Origin of the sequence: Brevibacillus antibioticus, assembly GCF_005217615.1 — a bacterium.
GTDB lineage: Bacteria > Bacillota > Bacilli > Brevibacillales > Brevibacillaceae > Brevibacillus > Brevibacillus antibioticus.
The window spans coordinates 5339006-5357005 of sequence record NZ_SZNK01000001.1 but is presented as its reverse complement, the minus strand read 5'-3'; the positions used below and the strand labels follow the sequence as shown (position 1 = coordinate 5357005).

The following is an 18000-nucleotide window of genomic DNA, read 5'->3' as shown; positions in this document are numbered from 1 at the left end:
ATTACCCTCCTATTCCCGTTACGATAGGTACGATCGTTTTCAGCGCCTGCTGCATCGGATTCCCCAGAACTGCCGGATAAACCCCAATGAGAATAATACATCCCATTAGGACTACCATCGGAATGACTTCCATCGGCTGTGCATCAGCAAGTCCTGTACATTTACCTGGAGTAGGGCCAAAAGTCGTTTTCAAGATCGCTCTGAGTAAATAAACCGCGGTGAGGACAATCCCGATTGCTCCCACTGCTGCCATTACTGGCAAACGACCAAACAGACCGAGGAAGGCAAAGAACTCACTAATGAACCCGGACATGCCCGGAAGTCCGAGCGAAGCCATCCCGCCTGCCAACAACACGCCGCTGACAAACGGCATGGACTTGGCTAAACCGCCCAAATCGTCGAGCATCGATGTCTGCGTCCGATCCCAAATGACACCGATCAAGAAGAAGAGCAGTGCTGAGATAAAGCCGTGGGATACCACCTGGAACATCGCTCCCTGAAACCCGATCGTGTTCATCGATGCGAAACCGAGCAAGACGATACCCATATGGCTGATACTGGAGTAAGCCAGCACCATTTTTAAATCCTTTTGTACGAAGGCCAACACAGCCCCATACAAAATGTTGATAATCCCCAAAACGGCCATCCACGTAGAGAAATCATAGGCCTGCTCTGGGAAGAAGCCGATTCCCATCCGCAAAAGGCCGTACGCCCCCATCTTCAACAAAATACCGGAGTGAATCATGACGATAGAAGGTGGAGCCTGTACGTGAACGCGTAGCATCCACGTGTGGAACGGAAATACTGGCAGCTTGATCGCAAAAGCGATAAATAGCACTAGGAAGATGCCAAAACGCATTTCCGGCGTAAGGATTTCGGTTATCGGATGCCCTGGTGTCGTCAGGATCGCCGTGATTTCATCGATATTGAGCGTCCGCATGATGACAAAGATCACGATGAAAGCCAGCAGCATGATCCCTGAACCGATTCCGTTATACAAAAGGAATTTGTTCGCTGCTTGTTCGCGCTCTCCATATCCCCAAATCCCGATGAGGAAGTACATCGGTACAAGTGTCAGCTCAAAGAAAATGAAGAACAGAAACAGATTGTCTGCAGCAAAGACTCCCAACATGCCGATCAACAGCAGGTGAAACAAGATAAAATACTCCTTCTGCCTCTTCTTGATCTGCCACGAAGCAATTGCTGCGAGAGTACCGATAATCGCCGTCAGCAAAATCAATGGCATCGAAATACCATCTATACCGAGTTCATAGTTGATCTCAAAAGCAAAGACTGTGCCTGCCTGAGCCATTCCAATCGGAATCGAAATCCAACTGTGCTTTTCTACGAACTGCAGATTGGCTGTCTCGTAATTAAACATGCCGAACATCCAACCTGCCAAGATAAGTGCTGGCAACGTTCCAAAAATCCCGACCTGCTTGATCACACCTGCATGTCGACTGGGGATAAAAGCCATGACGAGAATCGCCAGCAGCGGAGAGAACACCAGTGATGACAAAAGGATATTACCCAAAGAGTCCACCTCCCTTGGCCGTCAAACTGATGGCGATGATCAATAGTAACAGACCGAATATGACCATTGCCCCATAGGACTGAATCTGCCCACTTTGTACTCTTGCGTGCAAAGATCCGATTCCTTGGGTGATTTTTGCTGTTAATCCAACCAAACCATCCACAATGTACTTATCAAATACATCCAGGACAAATCCAAGCCAGCCTAGTGGACGAACGATGACGTTGTGATACAGCTCATCGATGTAGTACTTCTTGTATGAGAGCTGATAGAGCCACGGCATTGTTTCTGGAATGGCGTCCGAGGAGATGGATTTCTTGCCGTACATCAGGTAAGCAAGCACGACTCCGAGAATAGAGATCAACAGTGCCACAATCTGCAACCAAGCTGCCGCGTGCTCACTGCTTTCCCCAAATATGCTCGTGATCGCCGTCCCTGTTTGCGTTGCCAATAACCAATCAGAGAGTAATGGCGCGTACGGTGTATTCACAAAGCCCGCGACAACCGCAAGCAATGCCAAGACCAAGAGCGGACCTGTCATGACTCCTGGAGATTCGTGCGCTTCGTGCTTGCCACGTGCCTTCCCTGTGAATGTCAGGAAGAACAGGCGGAACATATAGAATGCAGTAAAGAATGCTGCTAGCAGCGCAATGAACAGCAAATCGTAGCGATGCGCTCCGTAAACAGCCCCCAAAATCGCTTCTTTTGACCAGAAACCAGCGAACGGAAAGATCCCCGCAATCGCCAAGCAACCGATCAAGAAAGTCAAAGCGGTGATCGGCATCTTTTTCCACAAGCCACCCATTTCGAATACATTCTGCGTATGTACGGCATGGATGACACTACCTGCTCCAAGGAAGAGCAATGCTTTGAAAAACGCATGCGTCATCAAATGGAAGGAACCTGCTACATAACCAGCAGCACCAGCTACCCCCAATGCCAGCATCATGTATCCGAGCTGACTGACTGTGGAATAAGCCAAGACACGCTTGATATCCCGTTGGGTCAGGCCGATCGAAGCTGCAAATATGGCAGTGAATCCTCCTACATACGCCACAACTGTCAAAGCCGTATCGGATGCGATAAACAGCGGATAGGTAGCAGCGACCAAATACACACCAGCCGCGACCATCGTTGCCGCATGAATTAATGCAGACACAGGTGTTGGACCTTCCATGGCATCAGGCAACCACGTATGAAGCGGAAATTGACCTGATTTTCCCATGGCTCCAACGAAAATGAGGATCGCCGCGAGCGTAATCATCCATGGTTCCAGTCGTCCGAGCGCGATACTCTCAAAAATCGCCCCATACTCGAAGCTTCCGGTCCACCAGAATAACAGACATATTCCGATGAACAGACCTAGATCCCCGATGCGTGTAACGATAAAAGCCTTTTTGGCAGCTGCTTTTGCCTCTGTCTTGAAGTAGTAGTAGCCAACGAGCAGGAAGGAGCATACCCCGACCAGCTCCCAGAAAATATACACTTGCAACAAATTTGGCGAGATGACTAATCCCAGCATAGAGAATGTGAACAGCGCCAGGTATTGATAAAACACCGGAAAGCGTTCATCCCCATGCATGTAGCCTTTGGAATAGATTTGGACCAACAGACTGACCAATGTCACAATGACGAGCATCATGGCATTCAGCGGATTCACTTCGAATCCCATGTTGATCACGATATCGCCAATATGCAGCCAATCTATCACATAATTGTAATCGGTTCCCCCACCCTGGAATCTCTCCCAGAAGATGAGCACTGCGATTCCAAAAGAAACAGCCGTCAGGGTAATGCCCACTATGGCCGCTCCTTCTTTCAATTGGCGACCAAATGAGACGATCACGATGAAAGCAAGAAGCGGAAACAGAGGGATCAGCCAGGCATAGTGCATTAGAGTATCCATCTTTGTCCTCCTTTTCAGGTTTCCCTCTTATCGTTTCATTTGGTCCATTTCATCTACATTGACGGTCTCCTTGTTGCGGTACAGCGCAATCAAAATCGCTAGCCCTACGGCAACCTCAGCAGCTGCAACCGTCATCGTGAACAAGGTAAAGATTTGTCCTGTCACGGATGGATACAGTCCGAATTTGGAAAAGGCGACCAGGTTAATATTTACAGCATTCAGCATCAGCTCGATTGATAACAAGACGACGACTGCATTTCGCTTCGTCAATGCGCCGTACAGGCCTACACAGAAGAGAATCAGAGCGACCATTAAGTAGGAGGAAATGCTTACTGTCATTCGTTATCCCCCTCCTTTTTCGCCATAATGATCGCGCCAACCAACGCGACCAACAACAGAACAGACAACAGCTCAAATGGTATGACGAATTTGGTGAACACTTCGATACCGATTTCTTTTGCATTTTCTACAGGAGCATCTACAGGCGGCGGTGGCGCAGGCCACGGTGTGTTTTGCACACCCCAGAACAATAATCCGAACAGAACGATTACGAAGAGCAGGATAACACGGTTTTTCCATGTCCGGCCTGTTCCCTCATCGTTCGCATCGTGCTTGGTCAGCATAATTCCAAAGAGCATCAAAATGGAGATGGCCCCTGAGTAAACCAGAATTTGTGCGACCCCAACGAACTCCGCTCCCAGCAAAACAAACAGACCTGCAATGCTGATAAACGTAACGCCCAATGAGATGACCATGTGGACGACGCGCGTAAAGCTGATCATAAACACCGCGCCACCGATCGTCAGAAGAGACAGGATAAAAAAGGCAACGAATTCGCCTGTCATACTAATTCTCCTCCCTGACGTTCGTATTATTGTCGTCGAGCCATTTCAAGTTTTTGTACAATTCGTCCCGGCTATAAGCAGCCAGTTCGAAGTTGTTTGTCATTACAATTGCTTCAGTGGGACAAACCTCTGTACACAAATCGCATAAAATGCACAGTTCAAAATTGATATCATACGTATCGATAATCTTTCCCTTTTTCTCCGGATCAGGATGGGGTTTCCCTGTCAGTTGAATGCACTCCGTCGGACAAATGCGTGCGCATTGGTTGCAGACGATGCATTTTTCAGGAGAAAAGTGCTGAATACCGCGAAAACGAGGCGGCATTGGAAAGGGCACATCCGGATAGAAGTGGGTTACTTTTTTCTCCGTGAGCTTTTTAAACGTATACCCCAGGCCTTTGGCCAGTCCTAGCATGTGTGTCACCCCTCAGGATTTGAGAACTTGGCTGCACCACGTTTTTGACGAAAGCAAGCTTTTGACGAAGCAAGCCTATGGCGAAGCCTGCGCTATGAAAACAGTGGAACGTAGTCGTTTTCGATCAAGTCGCTACTAGAACATGCCATTTTGGTAAGAAACCACTACGGCTGTGAGCAGGATGTTGAACAATGCCACGGGCAACAGCACTTTCCAAGCAAACGACATCAGTTGATCGACACGTAAGCGCGGCATCGTGGCGCGAATCCAAAACTGGAGGAAGACGTAAAGTGAAAATTTAAGGATAAACCAAACGATTCCCGGAATGAAACCCAGCGATGGATGAATCGGCAACCATCCACCCAAAAAGAGAATCGTGATCAAAGCACCCATCCCGAACATGTACACATACTCCGCAAGCATGAACATCGCAAAACGGAAACCGGAGTACTCGACGTGGTAACCGCCAACGAGCTCCGACTCTGCTTCTGGCAAGTCAAACGGCGTACGATTTAGCTCGGCCTGGGCAGCAATGATAAATACAACAAATCCGATAAACTGCGGAACAATATTCCAGACATCCTGCTGCGCGTTGACAATATCTTTGAGATTCATGCTGCCCGTCAATAGAACGATACCCACCACGGACATGACCAGTGGAACTTCATAGCTGATCATCTGCGCAGCGGAGCGGAGACCCCCGATCAGCGAGTACTTGTTATTCGAGGCCCAGCCAGCCGTGATCACGCCTAATACGGTGATCCCAGACAAGGCGATATAGTACAACAGCCCTATTCCCAGATCAGCGAACCGAATGCTGTCCGTAAAAGGCATGACCGCCAATACGGCAAAAGCAGGGGCGTAGGCCAATATTGGTGCTAGAGTGAACAACGCTTTATCAGCGTGTTGCGGACGAATATCTTCCTTTAGTAGCAGCTTGGCAACATCGGCAACCGTCTGGAGAAGTCCCAATGGTCCAACTCGATTCGGCCCGATGCGCAGCTGCATCCACCCAATCACTTTACGCTCGAAGTAAATAGCGTACGTAACGAATCCCAGCACGACGGCAAGCAGTAATACTGCTGCTATGATAAACCAAAGCGTGGTCCCCCATGAGGGTGCTTGCTGCAAGAGAGTATTCATCAACAGTCAACCTCCCCGAGCACGATGTCGATACTGCCCAGGATGGCAACCATGTTCGAGAGGTTCTCCCCCTGCAACAGCTTCGGCAAAATTTGCAGATTGGTAAAGGAAGGCCGTCTAAACTTCAATCTCCACGGTTTATCCTTACCTTGACTGGCAATGTAACAACCAATTTCTCCCCGCGGTGACTCGATGCGCACATATGTCTCCCCGGCAGGCGGGCGAATCACACGTGGTACTTTGCCCATGACTTCACCTTCACTCGGGAATTGCTCCAATGCCTGCTCCAGAATTCGCAGAGATTGTTCAATTTCAGCCATGCGCAGATGATAGCGCGCCATGCAATCTCCCTCAGTCGCTGTTGGCACATCAAATTCAAAACGATCGTAAATGCAATACGGTTCGTCCTTACGTAGGTCCCATTTGACACCTGTCGAGCGGAGCATGACACCTGATAGTGAGTAATCCAATGCCGTTTTTGTATCGAACTTTCCAATCCCTCTGAGACGGTGGATGAAAATCTCATTCCCTGTCACCAGCTGGTGGTAGTTATTCAATTCTTTCTTCATGTACTGAACAAATTCTTTGGCTTTGTCGATCCAGCCTGGAGGTGCATCCCATTTCACTCCGCCTACGCGCATGTAGTTAAAGGTCATCCGCGCCCCGCATAGCTCATTAAACAAATCCAGAATCGTCTCCCGATCACGGAATGCATACAGGAAGGGGCCCATTGCACCGATGTCCAAAAGAAACGTTCCCCACCAAACCAAATGGCTCGCCACCCGGTTCAGTTCCATGGCGATCAATCGCAAAAACTGAGCTCGCTCTGGAATCTCCAACCCCATCATCGTTTCTACTGCGTGGCAGAGAACGTAGTTGTTGGTCATGGCGGACACGTAGTCCATACGGTCTGTATAAGGGATAATTTGCGTATAGGTCAAGTTTTCTGCCAGTTTCTCTGTACCTCGATGCAGGTAGCCCATCACCGGAATCGCTTCTTTAATGGTTTCCCCATCGATTTTTACTACCAAACGAAATACTCCGTGTGTACTCGGATGCTGTGGACCTACGTTTAATAACATCTCTTCCGTACGAAGTCCTGTTTCAGAAGAGGTATCAACATGAGTCGTGAGGATGTTATGGTTCATCTGCTAAACCTCCTCGTCGTATTGCACATAATCTTTGCGCAGCGGATACCCTACCCAATCATCCGGCAACAGGATTCGACGTAAATCCTTATGTCCCGGGAAATGAATACCCAAAAGGTCAAAAGTTTCTCTTTCATTCCAATCTGCGCCATGCCAGAGGTCCATTACAGAAGCAACTTTTGACTCTTCTCTGCTCGTTTTGACCTTTACTGCCAAGCTTTGGCGATTTTTGTAGGAATAAAAGTGGTAGTATACCTCCAGGCGATCCTCATAATCCACACCGTGAAGATCGGACAGGTACTCAAAACTCAATTGCTCGTCATCTCTTAAAAATTGGGCAACTTGATGCCAACGTTCGTTTTGAATGGTGAGAGTTGGAACTTCCTTTCCCAACTCGTTAATATACGAAGCCTCGATAACTCCCTGTCCAAATGCTTCGGAAATTCGTGAAACGTATTTATCAAGATAGGGCTGGTTTTTGGAAGGTGCTTTCGGCACTTCCTCTGCCGAAGCCTCATCCCCACTCGCTTGCGCTGCTTTTGCCTTCGCTGCAGCTGCGGCTGCTGCTTTGGCTTTTGCGGCAGCTGCGGCCTTTGCCTTGGCGTCGTCATCACCGGATTCATCGCCGCCTGCTTCACGTGCGGCTTTTGCCTTTGCAGCGGCGGCGGCGGCAGCCTTGGCTTTTGCTGCAGCTGCGGCCTTCGCCTTGGCATCCGCATCTGAATCAGCTGTATCTGCTCCATTTTCCGCAGCCTCTTTTGCTTCCTTCGCTGCTTTTGCCTTGGCTAGTGCTTCTGCGGCAGCTGCTTTCTTGGCTGCAGCTTTTTCCTCCGGTGTCATTTCGGACACGGGCTTGGCTGGCGGTGGAGAAGTAGCTTCTGCCTGTTCCTTTGCTGCTTTTGCCTTGGCTAATGCTTCGGCCGCTGCTGCTTTTTTGGCTGCAGCTTTTTCTTCCGGTGTCATTTCAGACACGGGCTTGGCTGGTGTAGCAACTGCTTCTGATTGTTGCTCGGCAACCGGGGCTTCCGACTCCGCAGCTTCTTTTGCTTCCTTCGCCGCTTTTGCCTTGGCAATTGCTTCTGCCGCTGCTGCTTTCTTGGCTGCGGCTTTTTCCTCAGGTGTCATTTCCGACATAGGTTTTGATTCCGGAGCAGAGACTTCCTCTTGTGGCTTTTGAGATGCCTCCACTGGGCTCGCCTCTTGGGAAGCCTGCGTTTCCTGTTCTCTTAATTTTCGCAAAGCTTCCGCCTTGGCACGGGCTTCAGCCGCTGCCGCTGCCTTTTCCTCCGGCGTCGGCTTGCGCTTCTCGTCGCTCATAGATTGGTCACCTGCTTCCCAGTCTTCGCTTCGTAACGGATTTTTTCTTGGAGCTTATTGATTCCGTAAATCAAAGCGGCAGGGTTAGGCGGACAACCCGGAATATATACGTCGACAGGCACAATCTGGTCTACACCTTTTACCACGCTGTACGAGCGCACGTACGGACCTCCCGCTGTCGCACAGGAGCCCATGGCAATCACCCACTTTGGTTCAGGCATTTGATCATACAGCCTGCGCAGTAGTGGTGCCATCTTTTTCGTGACGGTTCCAGCTACGATCATGACATCAGATTGTCTTGGGGATGCGCGAAAAATAACGCCAAACCGGTCGAGGTCATAACGCGCTCCACCCGTTCCCATCATCTCGATTGCGCAACAGGCCAAACCAAAGGTTAATGGCCACAACGAGTTGCTGCGAACCCATCCCTTCACTGTTTCCAATGTCGTGAACATGACATTGCGATTCAATTCCTCTTGCAATTCAGGCGCAATGCTTGTCAGGTCTAGTTCCATTCCAGCACCTTCTTTCTCCACGCGTAAATCAATCCTACGACGAGCAAGGATATAAAGATGACCATCTCGACTAAGGCAAAGAGCCCCAGTCCTTTGTAAGCGACGGCCCACGGATACAGAAAGAGTGTTTCTACATCAAAGATGACAAACATGAGGGCAAAGATATAATACTTCACGTTGAAACGCACCCAACTGTCACCAACAGGAATGTTACCGCTTTCATAAGTAGTTTGCTTCTCCCGTGTCGGTTTCTTTGGACGAAGTAATGGACCAACAAAACTGACTGTAGCCACGGGCAACAGCACACCAAGAATCAAAAAGATCGCGACAATCACATAATTGTTGGTATAGATGTCACTCACCCACGTTCCCTCCGCTCTTGAGAAAGGTATGAATCGTCTTGCGCTGTCCTCTAGAAGAAGTCGAGACTCCTCAAAAGGGTACTGCTCGCAGCATCAAAGGTGTAGGTATGACCGCTGTCGCTAATTGATACTGCTAGGGGGTTGTTCAAAAGTCGCCTTTTGATCACGAAGTATTCCTGAAAGCTTATTCGACATCGAAACTGACGCTCACCTTCGAAGCCCAGTGCTCATGTAGGTCCCCTACACTCCGCTCCTCCTTCTTCAGGTTCTCACTTTCTCGATGCAGAAAAGACGTCTTTTGAACCAGTGTTGCTAGAAAAAAATACCTTTATCATTATAGCAAATTGCCAATAGGGTGTCTAACGAAAGCCTTCCTTTTGTGCCATATAAAGGGAAAAACTCAGAGATTTCTCCCTGAGTTTTTCCAGCATAGTATGATGACCAAACGAATATGCCCGTCTGGCCCTTTTATTCTCTTAATTATTGAACGTTATTTGAAAATTGCTCTCCGAGGAAATCCTCGTAAATGCGTTCCCATACAATCGTGAAGTTCATCTTCTCGTCTTCCGGGATCTCCAGCATATTTTCAATTGCCTCTTCCAAATATGGAGTCAGCTTGATCAGAACCTCTTCCAGCATCTGGTCATTGGTGTTTATCAATTGCTTCATTTCAGCTTTGGACATGCTGAACATATTTTCTTCTTGCTCGTGCAGCTTCATTACGAGGCGGCTAAACATCGGATGAACCAATGCTTCCAGTTTAATATGAGCCAATGCAAAAGATTCTGCTTCACTCAGCTTGAACAACTCAGATGCATCTGGGAATGGATAAACCGGTACATCCCAAGCATCTCCATTATCGATTACCAGACCCCACTTCACGAAAAGCTCAATCGCTTCGTCAAGAGATGTCGGATATGCATAATCGGAACGACTCATGAACGCTTTGAATCTGTTCAAGAGGTTTACATAGCCTTTAAAATCCTCTTCAGACTTAAAGCCTTCTTGAACAGGCTCCGTGAATGTGCCTTTCAATGCATCAAACTCGTCCAGAGCTTTTCTCATTTCTTCTTTTGACTCATACTTCGTTACCACATAGCACATTGCCTGGAAGAGAACATTCATTTCATGAGATAGCACGCTTGTCCAGCCATTAGCCGCAAAGCTGCTAGGAATCACTACGCCATCTTGATTGTGGCGGATATCGCGAACGGTTTGCACAATTACACTCTCCTTTAATCCCAATAGCCAATGCCGCTTTTTCCCGCTGTTTTTCATGCTAACGTAGCTCGTCGGCAGGGCATTAGGTCTATTATACACAGAAACAATAGGCAATTACCAACTGGAAATATCATGCCCGATTTCCATAGATCATCATTCATCGCCCTATAATCGAAAAATCCCCGCAGCCACATGGGCGCGGGGATAGCAAGCTTACGCTTTACTTCGATACGTCGAGACGTGCCATCGCACGTTGCAGCGCGCGTTCTGCACGCTTGACGTCAAGCTCGGCATATTTCTCAGCCAAACGCTTTTCAGCACGCTCTTTCGCTGCCTTCGCGCGTTCAACATCGATGTCTCCCGGCAATTCAGCCGTTTCAGCAAGGATGGTCACTTTATCGCCGCGCACTTCCATGAAGCCGCCGCTTACAGCCATCTTTACTTCTTTATCGCCTTCTGTCTTAATCCGAACTGGCGCTGTTTTCAGCGGGGTTACCAACGGCATGTGGTTCGGCATAATACCGATTTCCCCTTGCAAGCCGCGAGCAATCACCATTTCAGCCTGACCGCTGTAGACAACCCGTTCAGGAGTTACGACTTCAACTGTCATCTTACTCACTTACTCGTCTCCCCTTTCCAGGGTGTCTTACGCCATTTTCTTCGCTTTTTCTACCGCTTCTTCAATTGTACCTACGTACAGGAACGCGCCCTCTGGCAGGTGGTCATGCTTACCTTCGAGGATTTCCTTGAAGCTGCGAACGGTTTCTTTCAATGGCACGTATTGGCCTGGGTTACCAGTGAACTGCTCGGCAACGTGGAAGGACTGGGACAAGAAACGTTGAATACGGCGTGCGCGTCCAACTACTTGCTTGTCGTCGTCGCTCAACTCGTCCATACCGAGAATCGCGATGATATCTTGCAGTTCTTTGTAACGTTGCAGGATTTTTTGAACGCTACGAGCCACATCATAGTGTTCTTGTCCTACTACATCAGGAGCCAGAGCACGGGAAGTGGATGCGAGTGGATCTACCGCAGGGAAGATACCCAACTCAGCGATGGAACGCTCCAAGTTCGTTGTAGCGTCCAAGTGAGCAAACGTAGTAGCAGGAGCCGGGTCAGTGTAGTCATCCGCTGGTACGTAGATCGCTTGAATGGACGTTACGGAACCTTTTTTCGTGGAGGTAATACGCTCTTGCAGCTGACCCATTTCGGTAGCCAGTGTTGGCTGGTAACCTACCGCAGATGGCATACGGCCCAAGAGAGCAGAAACTTCGGAACCCGCTTGAGTAAAGCGGAAGATGTTATCAACAAAGAGAAGAACGTCGCGGCCTTCTTCATCACGGAAGTATTCCGCCATAGTCAGACCAGTCAACGCTACACGAAGACGTGCACCAGGCGGTTCGTTCATCTGACCGAATACCATCGCGGTTTTCGGCAGAACGCCTGCATCTTTCATCTCGTGGTACAGGTCGTTACCTTCACGGGTACGCTCACCTACACCAGCGAATACGGAAATACCACCGTGCTCTTGCGCGATGTTGTTGATCAGCTCTTGAATAGTAACGGTTTTACCTACACCCGCACCACCAAACAGACCGATCTTACCACCCTTGATGTACGGAGCCAAGAGGTCAATAACTTTGATACCTGTTTCCAGGATCTCAACAGTCGTTGCTTGGTCTACGAACTCAGGAGCTTTACGGTGAATTGGGTCACGACGATCTACTTGACCCAGTTCTTGCAGGTCGATCGGCTCACCCAATACGTTGAATACGCGTCCGAGGGTGATTGCACCCACTGGAACGGAGATAGCTGCACCAGTATCAACTGCTTCCATACCACGAACCAAACCGTCAGTGGAAGACATTGCAACGGTACGAACCAAGTTATCGCCCAAATGAGTAGCAACCTCAACAGTCAAGTTGATGTCGCGCTCACCAGCGCTTTGTGCTTTATGTTGAATCTTGATCGCATTGTAAATGGCAGGCAGGTGTCCGCGGTCGAACTCGACGTCAACAACCGGACCCATTACCTGAACCACGCGTCCATTCGCCATCTTACTTCTTCCCTCCTGTAAAGCTAAATTGGGAGCTATTCGCTGCCACTAAGCCTGTGCGTTTGCACCTGCAACGATCTCGGAAATCTCTTGTGTAATGGCTGCCTGACGAGCACGGTTGTAGCTCAACGTTAAACGGTTGATCATATCCGTAGCATTGTCTGTCGCGTTGCCCATTGCAGTCATACGGGAACCTTCTTCAGAAGCTTTTGCTTCGAGGAGTGCACTGTAAACCAGTGTTTCCGCATATTTCGGCAACAGGTCCGCCAATACTTCTTCCGAGGACGGCTCATACTCGTAATTCATTACGCGCGCATTGTTGCTCTCGGGAGCTTCCAACGGCAGCAATTGTTTTACGGTAGGTATTTGCGAAATTGCACTTTGGAACTTGTTGTAGCACAGGTACAGTTCGTCAATCTGCTCATTCTCGAACATTTGGACCGCTGCACCGGCAATTTTCTTGATATCAGCAAAGGCTGGGCTGGCTGGCAGACCTGTCACTTCCTCCAAAAGCGGGTAGTTCCGTTTGCTGAAGAAGTCACGACCTTTGCGGCCAATCACGAAAATACCGTACTCATCCTTGGACTTGTGCTTCTCGTTAATGGTATTTACCACTTTACGGAGAATGTTGGCATTATAACCCCCAGCAAGTCCACGGTCGGAAGTGATGACAATATAACCAGTCTTTTTCACCGGACGATTTTGCAATATTGGATGTTTGGAACCAGAGTTCCCACTCGCGATGCTTGCGATCACGTCTTGGATCTTGTCAGCATACGGGCGTGCCGCCTCAGCTTTATCCTGGTTACGGCGAAGCTTTGCAGCCGCCACCATTTTCATCGCTTTCGTGATTTGGCGCATATCTTTTTTACTTTTGATACTGCGTCGAATCTCACGTATTCCTTTAGCCACTCGTTTTCACCACCTTGAGGACGCATGCACGGGCAAATCGCCCGGCATGCATCTGATGTCTATCAGGTTAACGATTAGCGAGTTACCGAAAAGCCTTTTTTGAACTCTTCGATCGCTGCGTTGAATTCTTTTTCATCTGGAAGGTCTTTCGTTGTGCGGATGTGCTCCAACAGTTGCGGTTTGTTGGAATCCAAGAAAGACAACATCTCTTTCTCAAAACGGCGCACTTCTGCTACTGGAATGTCATCCAGGAAACCTCTTGTAGCGCTATAGATAGAAGCAACTTGCTTCTCAACTGACATTGGATCGAACTGACCTTGTTTCATGATTTCCATCAAGCGCTCACCACGGGTCAGACGAGCTTGGGTTGCTTTGTCCAGATCGGAACCGAACTGAGCAAACGCAGCCAACTCACGGTATTGAGCCAACTCGAGCTTGAGTGGACCTGCTACCTTTTTCATCGCCTTGATTTGCGCGGAACCACCTACACGGGATACGGAAAGACCGGTGTTAACCGCTGGACGTTGACCTGCGTTGAACAAGTCTGTCTCCAGGAAGATCTGACCGTCCGTGATGGAGATCACGTTGGTTGGAATGTATGCGGAAATGTCACCCGCTTGGGTTTCGATGAATGGCAGAGCCGTAATGGAACCAGCGCCCAGATCATCAGACAGTTTCGCAGCGCGCTCCAGCAAGCGGGAGTGCAGGTAGAATACGTCACCAGGATATGCTTCGCGACCTGGAGGACGACGGAGCAAGAGGGACATTTCGCGGTATGCAGCAGCCTGTTTGGACAGGTCATCGTATACGCACAGAACGTGTCCGCCTTTGTACATGAAGTACTCAGCCATTGTTACACCAGTATAAGGAGCCAGGTACAACATTGGAGCTGGGTCAGACGCAGTAGCAGAAACGATGATTGTGTAATCCAGAGCCCCTGCTTTACGCAGAGTTTCTACGATGTTTGCAACGGTGGATTGCTTTTGACCGATTGCAACATAGATACAAATCATATCTTTACCTTTTTGGTTGATGATCGTGTCGAGCGCCACTGCTGTTTTACCAGTTTGGCGGTCACCAATGATCAACTCACGCTGTCCACGACCAACCGGGATCATCGCGTCAATTGCTTTGATACCTGTTTGGAGTGGCTCGTGTACGGATTTACGCGCCATAACGCCAGGAGCTGGGCTCTCGATTGGGCGGAAACCGTCATTTGCGATAGGGCCTTGACCATCGATTGGTTGACCCAGTGGGTTTACAACGCGGCCGAGCAGCGCTTCCCCTACTGGAACTTCCATAACGCGGCCGGTACGTTTTACAGTATCGCCTTCCTTAATGTCGCGGAAAGGTCCCATAATAACGACACCCACGTTATCTTCTTCCAAGTTGAGTACCATACCCATTACGCCATTTTGGAACTCGAGGAGCTCACCTTGCATGGCCTTTTCCAAACCGTGAACACGAGCAATACCGTCACCTACTTGGATGACTGTGCCTACATCCACAACTTCGATTTCAGATTTAAAGTTAGCGATCCGCTCTTTAATGAGGGAGCTAATCTCTTCTGGTCTGATTGCACTCACTTAATTCACCCCATTCATCCAACTTCTTAAAAGCCATCGAACTTTACGCCTTCTGCGCAAAGGTTTCTAACTTCGTTTTCAGGCTGCCATCGTACAGACGGTCGCCAATTTTGATAATAACGCCGCCGAGAATCGCTGGATCTACGACTGCTGTCATACGCAGCTTTTTATTCAGCGTTTGACCGAACTTCTCAGCCAGCTCATTTTGTTCTTCAGTAGAAAGCGGCTTTGCACTTGTTACAATCGCATCTGCAAATCCACGAGCTTCGTTCGCCAATTGTACAAAAGAACGGTAGATATCAACCAGATCAACTTCGCGTCCGTTCTCAATCAGGACATTCAGAAAATGAAAGGTTTCTTCCTCTACATGGCTTTTGAACAATTCGTCAGCGAGCGTAGCTTTCGCATCTGCTGCGATGTGCGGGTGCAACATGATCTTTTTCAGATCTTCATTGCCTTCAACCGCTTCCACGATTGCACCCAGGTCTGCTTCTACCTGATCAATCTTGCTACGTTCACTCGCTACTTCAAAGAGCGCACGAGCATAACGTTTTCCTACTGCGCTACTCATAGGCGATCTCCCACTTGTGCGAGAAATTTGTCAACAGTAGACTTTTGAGCTGTTTCGTCCAGTTCTTTCTCGATAATCTTGGAAGCCAAGAGCACGGACAGGCTGGTCATTTGCTCACGCAGTTCGAGTTTTGCTTTTTCTACTTCACGTGCCAGTTCAGCGCTTGCTTCCGCTTTCATACGCTCGGATGCAGCTTGTGCTTCTGTCACGATTTTGGTTGCTTCATCAGACGCTTGCTTTGCAGCGCGGTCAATGATTGCTTTCGATTCTGCACGCGCTTCATCCAGCACGCGACGTTGCTCAGCCAGAAGAGCTTCCGCTTCAGTGCGGTTTTTCTCAGCCGAGGAGATTTGACTTTCGATATGCTGACGACGTTTTTCCATGATCCCTACGATCGGGCCCATAGCCAATTTACGAACAAGCAGCAACAACAACAAGAACACAATTGCCTGGGTTAACAGCGTTCCCCATTCCAGGGATACCGCTCCAAAGTCGAGCATTCGTTTCACTCCTTCCTGCGAAAAGAAAGATGTATCATCAAGGATATTAACTGTCTTTGTCAAAAATATAGGCGGGTATCAAGCGCCCGCCTATTTGTTACGAAATGCTCGCTGATTACAGGCGACCGAAGAGAATGAAACCGATCGCTACAGCGATGATCGGAACTGCCTCTACCAGACCAAGACCCAGGAACATGAGACCCATCAGGCTACCACGTGCTTCTGGTTGACGAGCTACGCCTTCAATTGTACGAGAGATTACCAAAGAGTTACCAATCGCTGCGCCAAGAGCAGCCAGACCAAATACGATACCAATTGCAAGAGCCAAACCTTCCATTGTTTAAAAACCTCCTTAGTGTTTAAAAAGCGAAGATAAAATCGGGTAAGCGCAAAATTAGTGATCTTCATTCACTTGCTGTGACAGGTAAACCATCGCCAGCGTTGTGAAAATGAATGCCTGTACAGAACCAACGAATACTGAGTAGCCCAGCCACAGGAACAGCGGAATGCTTCCGAAGATCCCTACACCAAGCAGGAAGGCAATCAAAACCTCACCCGCAAAGATGTTACCGAATAGACGCAAAGGCAGCGTCAACGGCTTGATGATGAACTCCTCCAGAATGTGAATCGGGTTCAGGAATGTATGTTTCAACCATCCGCCGAAGCTCTTCTTGATGCCCAGATAGTGAGCGTAGAGAAGAACGATGAACGCCAGAGCGAAAGTTACGCTAGGAGTCGCTGTTGGTGATTTCCACCAGCCAATGACAGGGCCGTGCGAGGACGGATCGGTAGAGTTCAGCTCTTCTTCAAGCTTGGCCATCTTTTGTTGCTTCATTTGTTCATTCGTGGAAGCCGTCAACATGTCTTTAACCTTTTCACTTACTTGATGGTCAGGACTGTTGTGGTGAGCCGTGTTTACGTTAAATACGAGACCCAGTTGGTTTCCAAGGAAAATGTAAAGGAACAAAGTGAGTGCCAGCGAGACAAAGCCCGCAGCCTTCTTCGGTGTGATGTAGCTTTTTGTAATGCCGGTAACGAAGTCCACAATCCATTCCATCACGTTTTGCGCGCCGCTTGGAGTTGCGGAGGTCAGGTTGCGGGTCATGCCGATACACAGCAAAAGCACCACCAGAGAGGTAACCAAAATCATAAGAATAGTGGAGATGTCAAATACCATGCCCAACCATTCAAACCGCAGAGAATAATGCATGTATTTCACCCCTTTCTTCCGCGCGAATCTATTGCTTTAAGTACGTGTAAAGAAAAAATATCTACTATCTATTTAAAGGAGCGATACACAAAAAGGAAACTGAGAATCTGAAAGAGGAATAAACCCATCAATACGCCAGCGATTCCAAACATATGGGGAAAACGCATTGTCAAAAAGACTGCAAAGCCTGCCACAGCCAGTCGCTGCAACATACCAGTCCCTTTTGGCCGGACGTTTGGATCAACAGCCATCTGACCAATGCGCCAGGTTTTGCTGAAGAGAACCGTGCCATTCACCAAACTGCAAACCATCCCAAGCAGGAGGCTTTGCAAAAAGAAACGATACGATGGCAACACCGCCCAGAGTATCGAGGCAATTGCCATACAGAAAAAGGCATAGCGAAAAGTGGATCGCATTGCCGAAGAAAACGTTTGCATGTTCCATCTCCCTAGAGATAACCGCGAACGATGCGGTAGACGCTATACACGCCTATTCCTAATCCCGCGAGCAGCCCCACCATCAAAAAAAGCGGATTGGTAGAGAAAAGACCATCCAAGTATTTTCCCAGAAGGACTCCCGAAATCACGCAAACGGCCATATCGACACCGATTAGGGTGACCAACGTGATCGCTCGCCACGGATTATCCAATTTCGACACAGAGCAACATTCTCCTTTCATACATAAGGAGAGGGCTGGTGTCAAGTGCCCCTTTGCCCTCATTCATATTAACGAAGAATTATTCCCTTTGTCAATGTTCG

Annotated in this window: 21 protein-coding genes; all 21 read right to left on the bottom strand. The window is 48.8% G+C overall.

All coding sequences use genetic code 11. The features are described 5' to 3' along the window. Position 1: 1 nt before the first annotated feature. The 21 genes from E8L90_RS25915 to E8L90_RS25815 all read right to left on the bottom strand — a co-directional run bounded on the left by E8L90_RS25915 (position 2) and on the right by E8L90_RS25815 (position 17899). Positions 2-1534: a complex I subunit 4 family protein gene (locus E8L90_RS25915; RefSeq protein ID WP_137031995.1), complete on the bottom strand. Its 1533-nt coding sequence runs from the start codon at positions 1532-1534 to the stop codon at positions 2-4. Beyond that, positions 1527-3440 carry an NADH-quinone oxidoreductase subunit L gene (gene nuoL / locus E8L90_RS25910; RefSeq protein WP_137031993.1) on the bottom strand — a complete coding sequence of 638 codons (1914 nt, stop codon included), beginning with the start codon at positions 3438-3440 and terminating at the stop codon, positions 1527-1529. Before nuoL ends, E8L90_RS25915 begins: the two co-directional genes overlap by 8 nt. Positions 3441-3467: 27 nt before the next feature. Continuing rightward, on the bottom strand, positions 3468-3779 hold the full coding sequence (gene nuoK / locus E8L90_RS25905; RefSeq protein WP_007722089.1) for an NADH-quinone oxidoreductase subunit NuoK: 312 nt from the start codon (positions 3777-3779) through the stop codon (positions 3468-3470). Next, the gene (locus E8L90_RS25900) at positions 3776-4285 is read right to left on the bottom strand and encodes an NADH-quinone oxidoreductase subunit J (RefSeq protein ID WP_137031991.1); all 510 of its coding nucleotides are present in this window, start codon (positions 4283-4285) and stop codon (positions 3776-3778) included. The genes nuoK and E8L90_RS25900 overlap by 4 nt, the downstream gene beginning before the upstream one ends. A gap of 1 nt (position 4286) precedes the next feature. Next, positions 4287-4700 carry an NADH-quinone oxidoreductase subunit NuoI gene (gene nuoI / locus E8L90_RS25895; RefSeq protein ID WP_007722093.1) on the bottom strand — a complete coding sequence of 138 codons (414 nt, stop codon included), beginning with the start codon at positions 4698-4700 and terminating at the stop codon, positions 4287-4289. A 135-nt stretch (positions 4701-4835) separates the two neighbouring features. Then, on the bottom strand, positions 4836-5846 hold the full coding sequence (gene nuoH, locus E8L90_RS25890; protein WP_208759446.1) for an NADH-quinone oxidoreductase subunit NuoH: 1011 nt from the start codon (positions 5844-5846) through the stop codon (positions 4836-4838). Continuing rightward, positions 5843-6991, bottom strand: coding sequence for an NADH-quinone oxidoreductase subunit D (locus E8L90_RS25885; RefSeq protein ID WP_137031987.1), 1149 nt, complete (start codon positions 6989-6991; stop codon positions 5843-5845). Before E8L90_RS25885 ends, nuoH begins: the two co-directional genes overlap by 4 nt. A gap of 3 nt (positions 6992-6994) precedes the next feature. Continuing rightward, a complete protein-coding gene (locus E8L90_RS25880; RefSeq protein ID WP_137031985.1) occupies positions 6995-8308 on the bottom strand; it encodes an NADH-quinone oxidoreductase subunit C in 1314 nt (437 codons plus the stop codon). Further along, complete coding sequence (locus tag E8L90_RS25875) at positions 8305-8823, bottom strand: NuoB/complex I 20 kDa subunit family protein (RefSeq protein WP_007725455.1); 519 nt, start codon at positions 8821-8823, stop codon at positions 8305-8307. Before E8L90_RS25875 ends, E8L90_RS25880 begins: the two co-directional genes overlap by 4 nt. Next, positions 8814-9185, bottom strand: a complete 372-nt coding sequence (locus tag E8L90_RS25870; RefSeq protein ID WP_137031983.1) for an NADH-quinone oxidoreductase subunit A — start codon at positions 9183-9185, stop codon at positions 8814-8816. Before E8L90_RS25870 ends, E8L90_RS25875 begins: the two co-directional genes overlap by 10 nt. A gap of 480 nt (positions 9186-9665) precedes the next feature. Continuing rightward, positions 9666-10406: a DUF6042 family protein gene (locus E8L90_RS25865; RefSeq protein WP_137033609.1), complete on the bottom strand. Its 741-nt coding sequence runs from the start codon at positions 10404-10406 to the stop codon at positions 9666-9668. A gap of 220 nt (positions 10407-10626) precedes the next feature. Beyond that, positions 10627-11025, bottom strand: coding sequence for a F0F1 ATP synthase subunit epsilon (locus tag E8L90_RS25860; protein ID WP_137031981.1), 399 nt, complete (start codon positions 11023-11025; stop codon positions 10627-10629). A gap of 27 nt (positions 11026-11052) precedes the next feature. Beyond that, positions 11053-12462, bottom strand: a complete 1410-nt coding sequence (gene atpD / locus E8L90_RS25855; protein WP_007725462.1) for a F0F1 ATP synthase subunit beta — start codon at positions 12460-12462, stop codon at positions 11053-11055. Between the two features lie 48 nt (positions 12463-12510). Further along, on the bottom strand, positions 12511-13374 hold the full coding sequence (atpG, locus tag E8L90_RS25850) for an ATP synthase F1 subunit gamma (RefSeq protein ID WP_137031979.1): 864 nt from the start codon (positions 13372-13374) through the stop codon (positions 12511-12513). A 74-nt stretch (positions 13375-13448) separates the two neighbouring features. Further along, positions 13449-14960 (bottom strand): F0F1 ATP synthase subunit alpha, encoded by a 1512-nt coding sequence (gene atpA / locus E8L90_RS25845; protein WP_137031977.1) that lies wholly within the window; start codon positions 14958-14960, stop codon positions 13449-13451. Positions 14961-15003: 43 nt separating this feature from the next. Next, the gene (locus tag E8L90_RS25840) at positions 15004-15531 is read right to left on the bottom strand and encodes a F0F1 ATP synthase subunit delta (RefSeq protein ID WP_137031975.1); all 528 of its coding nucleotides are present in this window, start codon (positions 15529-15531) and stop codon (positions 15004-15006) included. Next, positions 15528-16031, bottom strand: a complete 504-nt coding sequence (atpF, locus tag E8L90_RS25835; protein WP_137031973.1) for a F0F1 ATP synthase subunit B — start codon at positions 16029-16031, stop codon at positions 15528-15530. The genes E8L90_RS25840 and atpF overlap by 4 nt, the downstream gene beginning before the upstream one ends. Positions 16032-16146: 115 nt before the next feature. Beyond that, positions 16147-16368 carry a F0F1 ATP synthase subunit C gene (atpE, locus tag E8L90_RS25830; RefSeq protein WP_015893623.1) on the bottom strand — a complete coding sequence of 74 codons (222 nt, stop codon included), beginning with the start codon at positions 16366-16368 and terminating at the stop codon, positions 16147-16149. A gap of 57 nt (positions 16369-16425) precedes the next feature. Then, positions 16426-17241 (bottom strand): F0F1 ATP synthase subunit A, encoded by an 816-nt coding sequence (gene atpB, locus E8L90_RS25825; protein WP_137031971.1) that lies wholly within the window; start codon positions 17239-17241, stop codon positions 16426-16428. 68 nt (positions 17242-17309) lie between these two features. Further along, the gene (locus E8L90_RS25820) at positions 17310-17678 is read right to left on the bottom strand and encodes an ATP synthase subunit I (RefSeq protein ID WP_137031969.1); all 369 of its coding nucleotides are present in this window, start codon (positions 17676-17678) and stop codon (positions 17310-17312) included. 11 nt (positions 17679-17689) lie between these two features. Further along, a complete protein-coding gene (locus E8L90_RS25815; protein WP_026134010.1) occupies positions 17690-17899 on the bottom strand; it encodes an AtpZ/AtpI family protein in 210 nt (69 codons plus the stop codon). Positions 17900-18000: the final 101 nt, after the last annotated feature.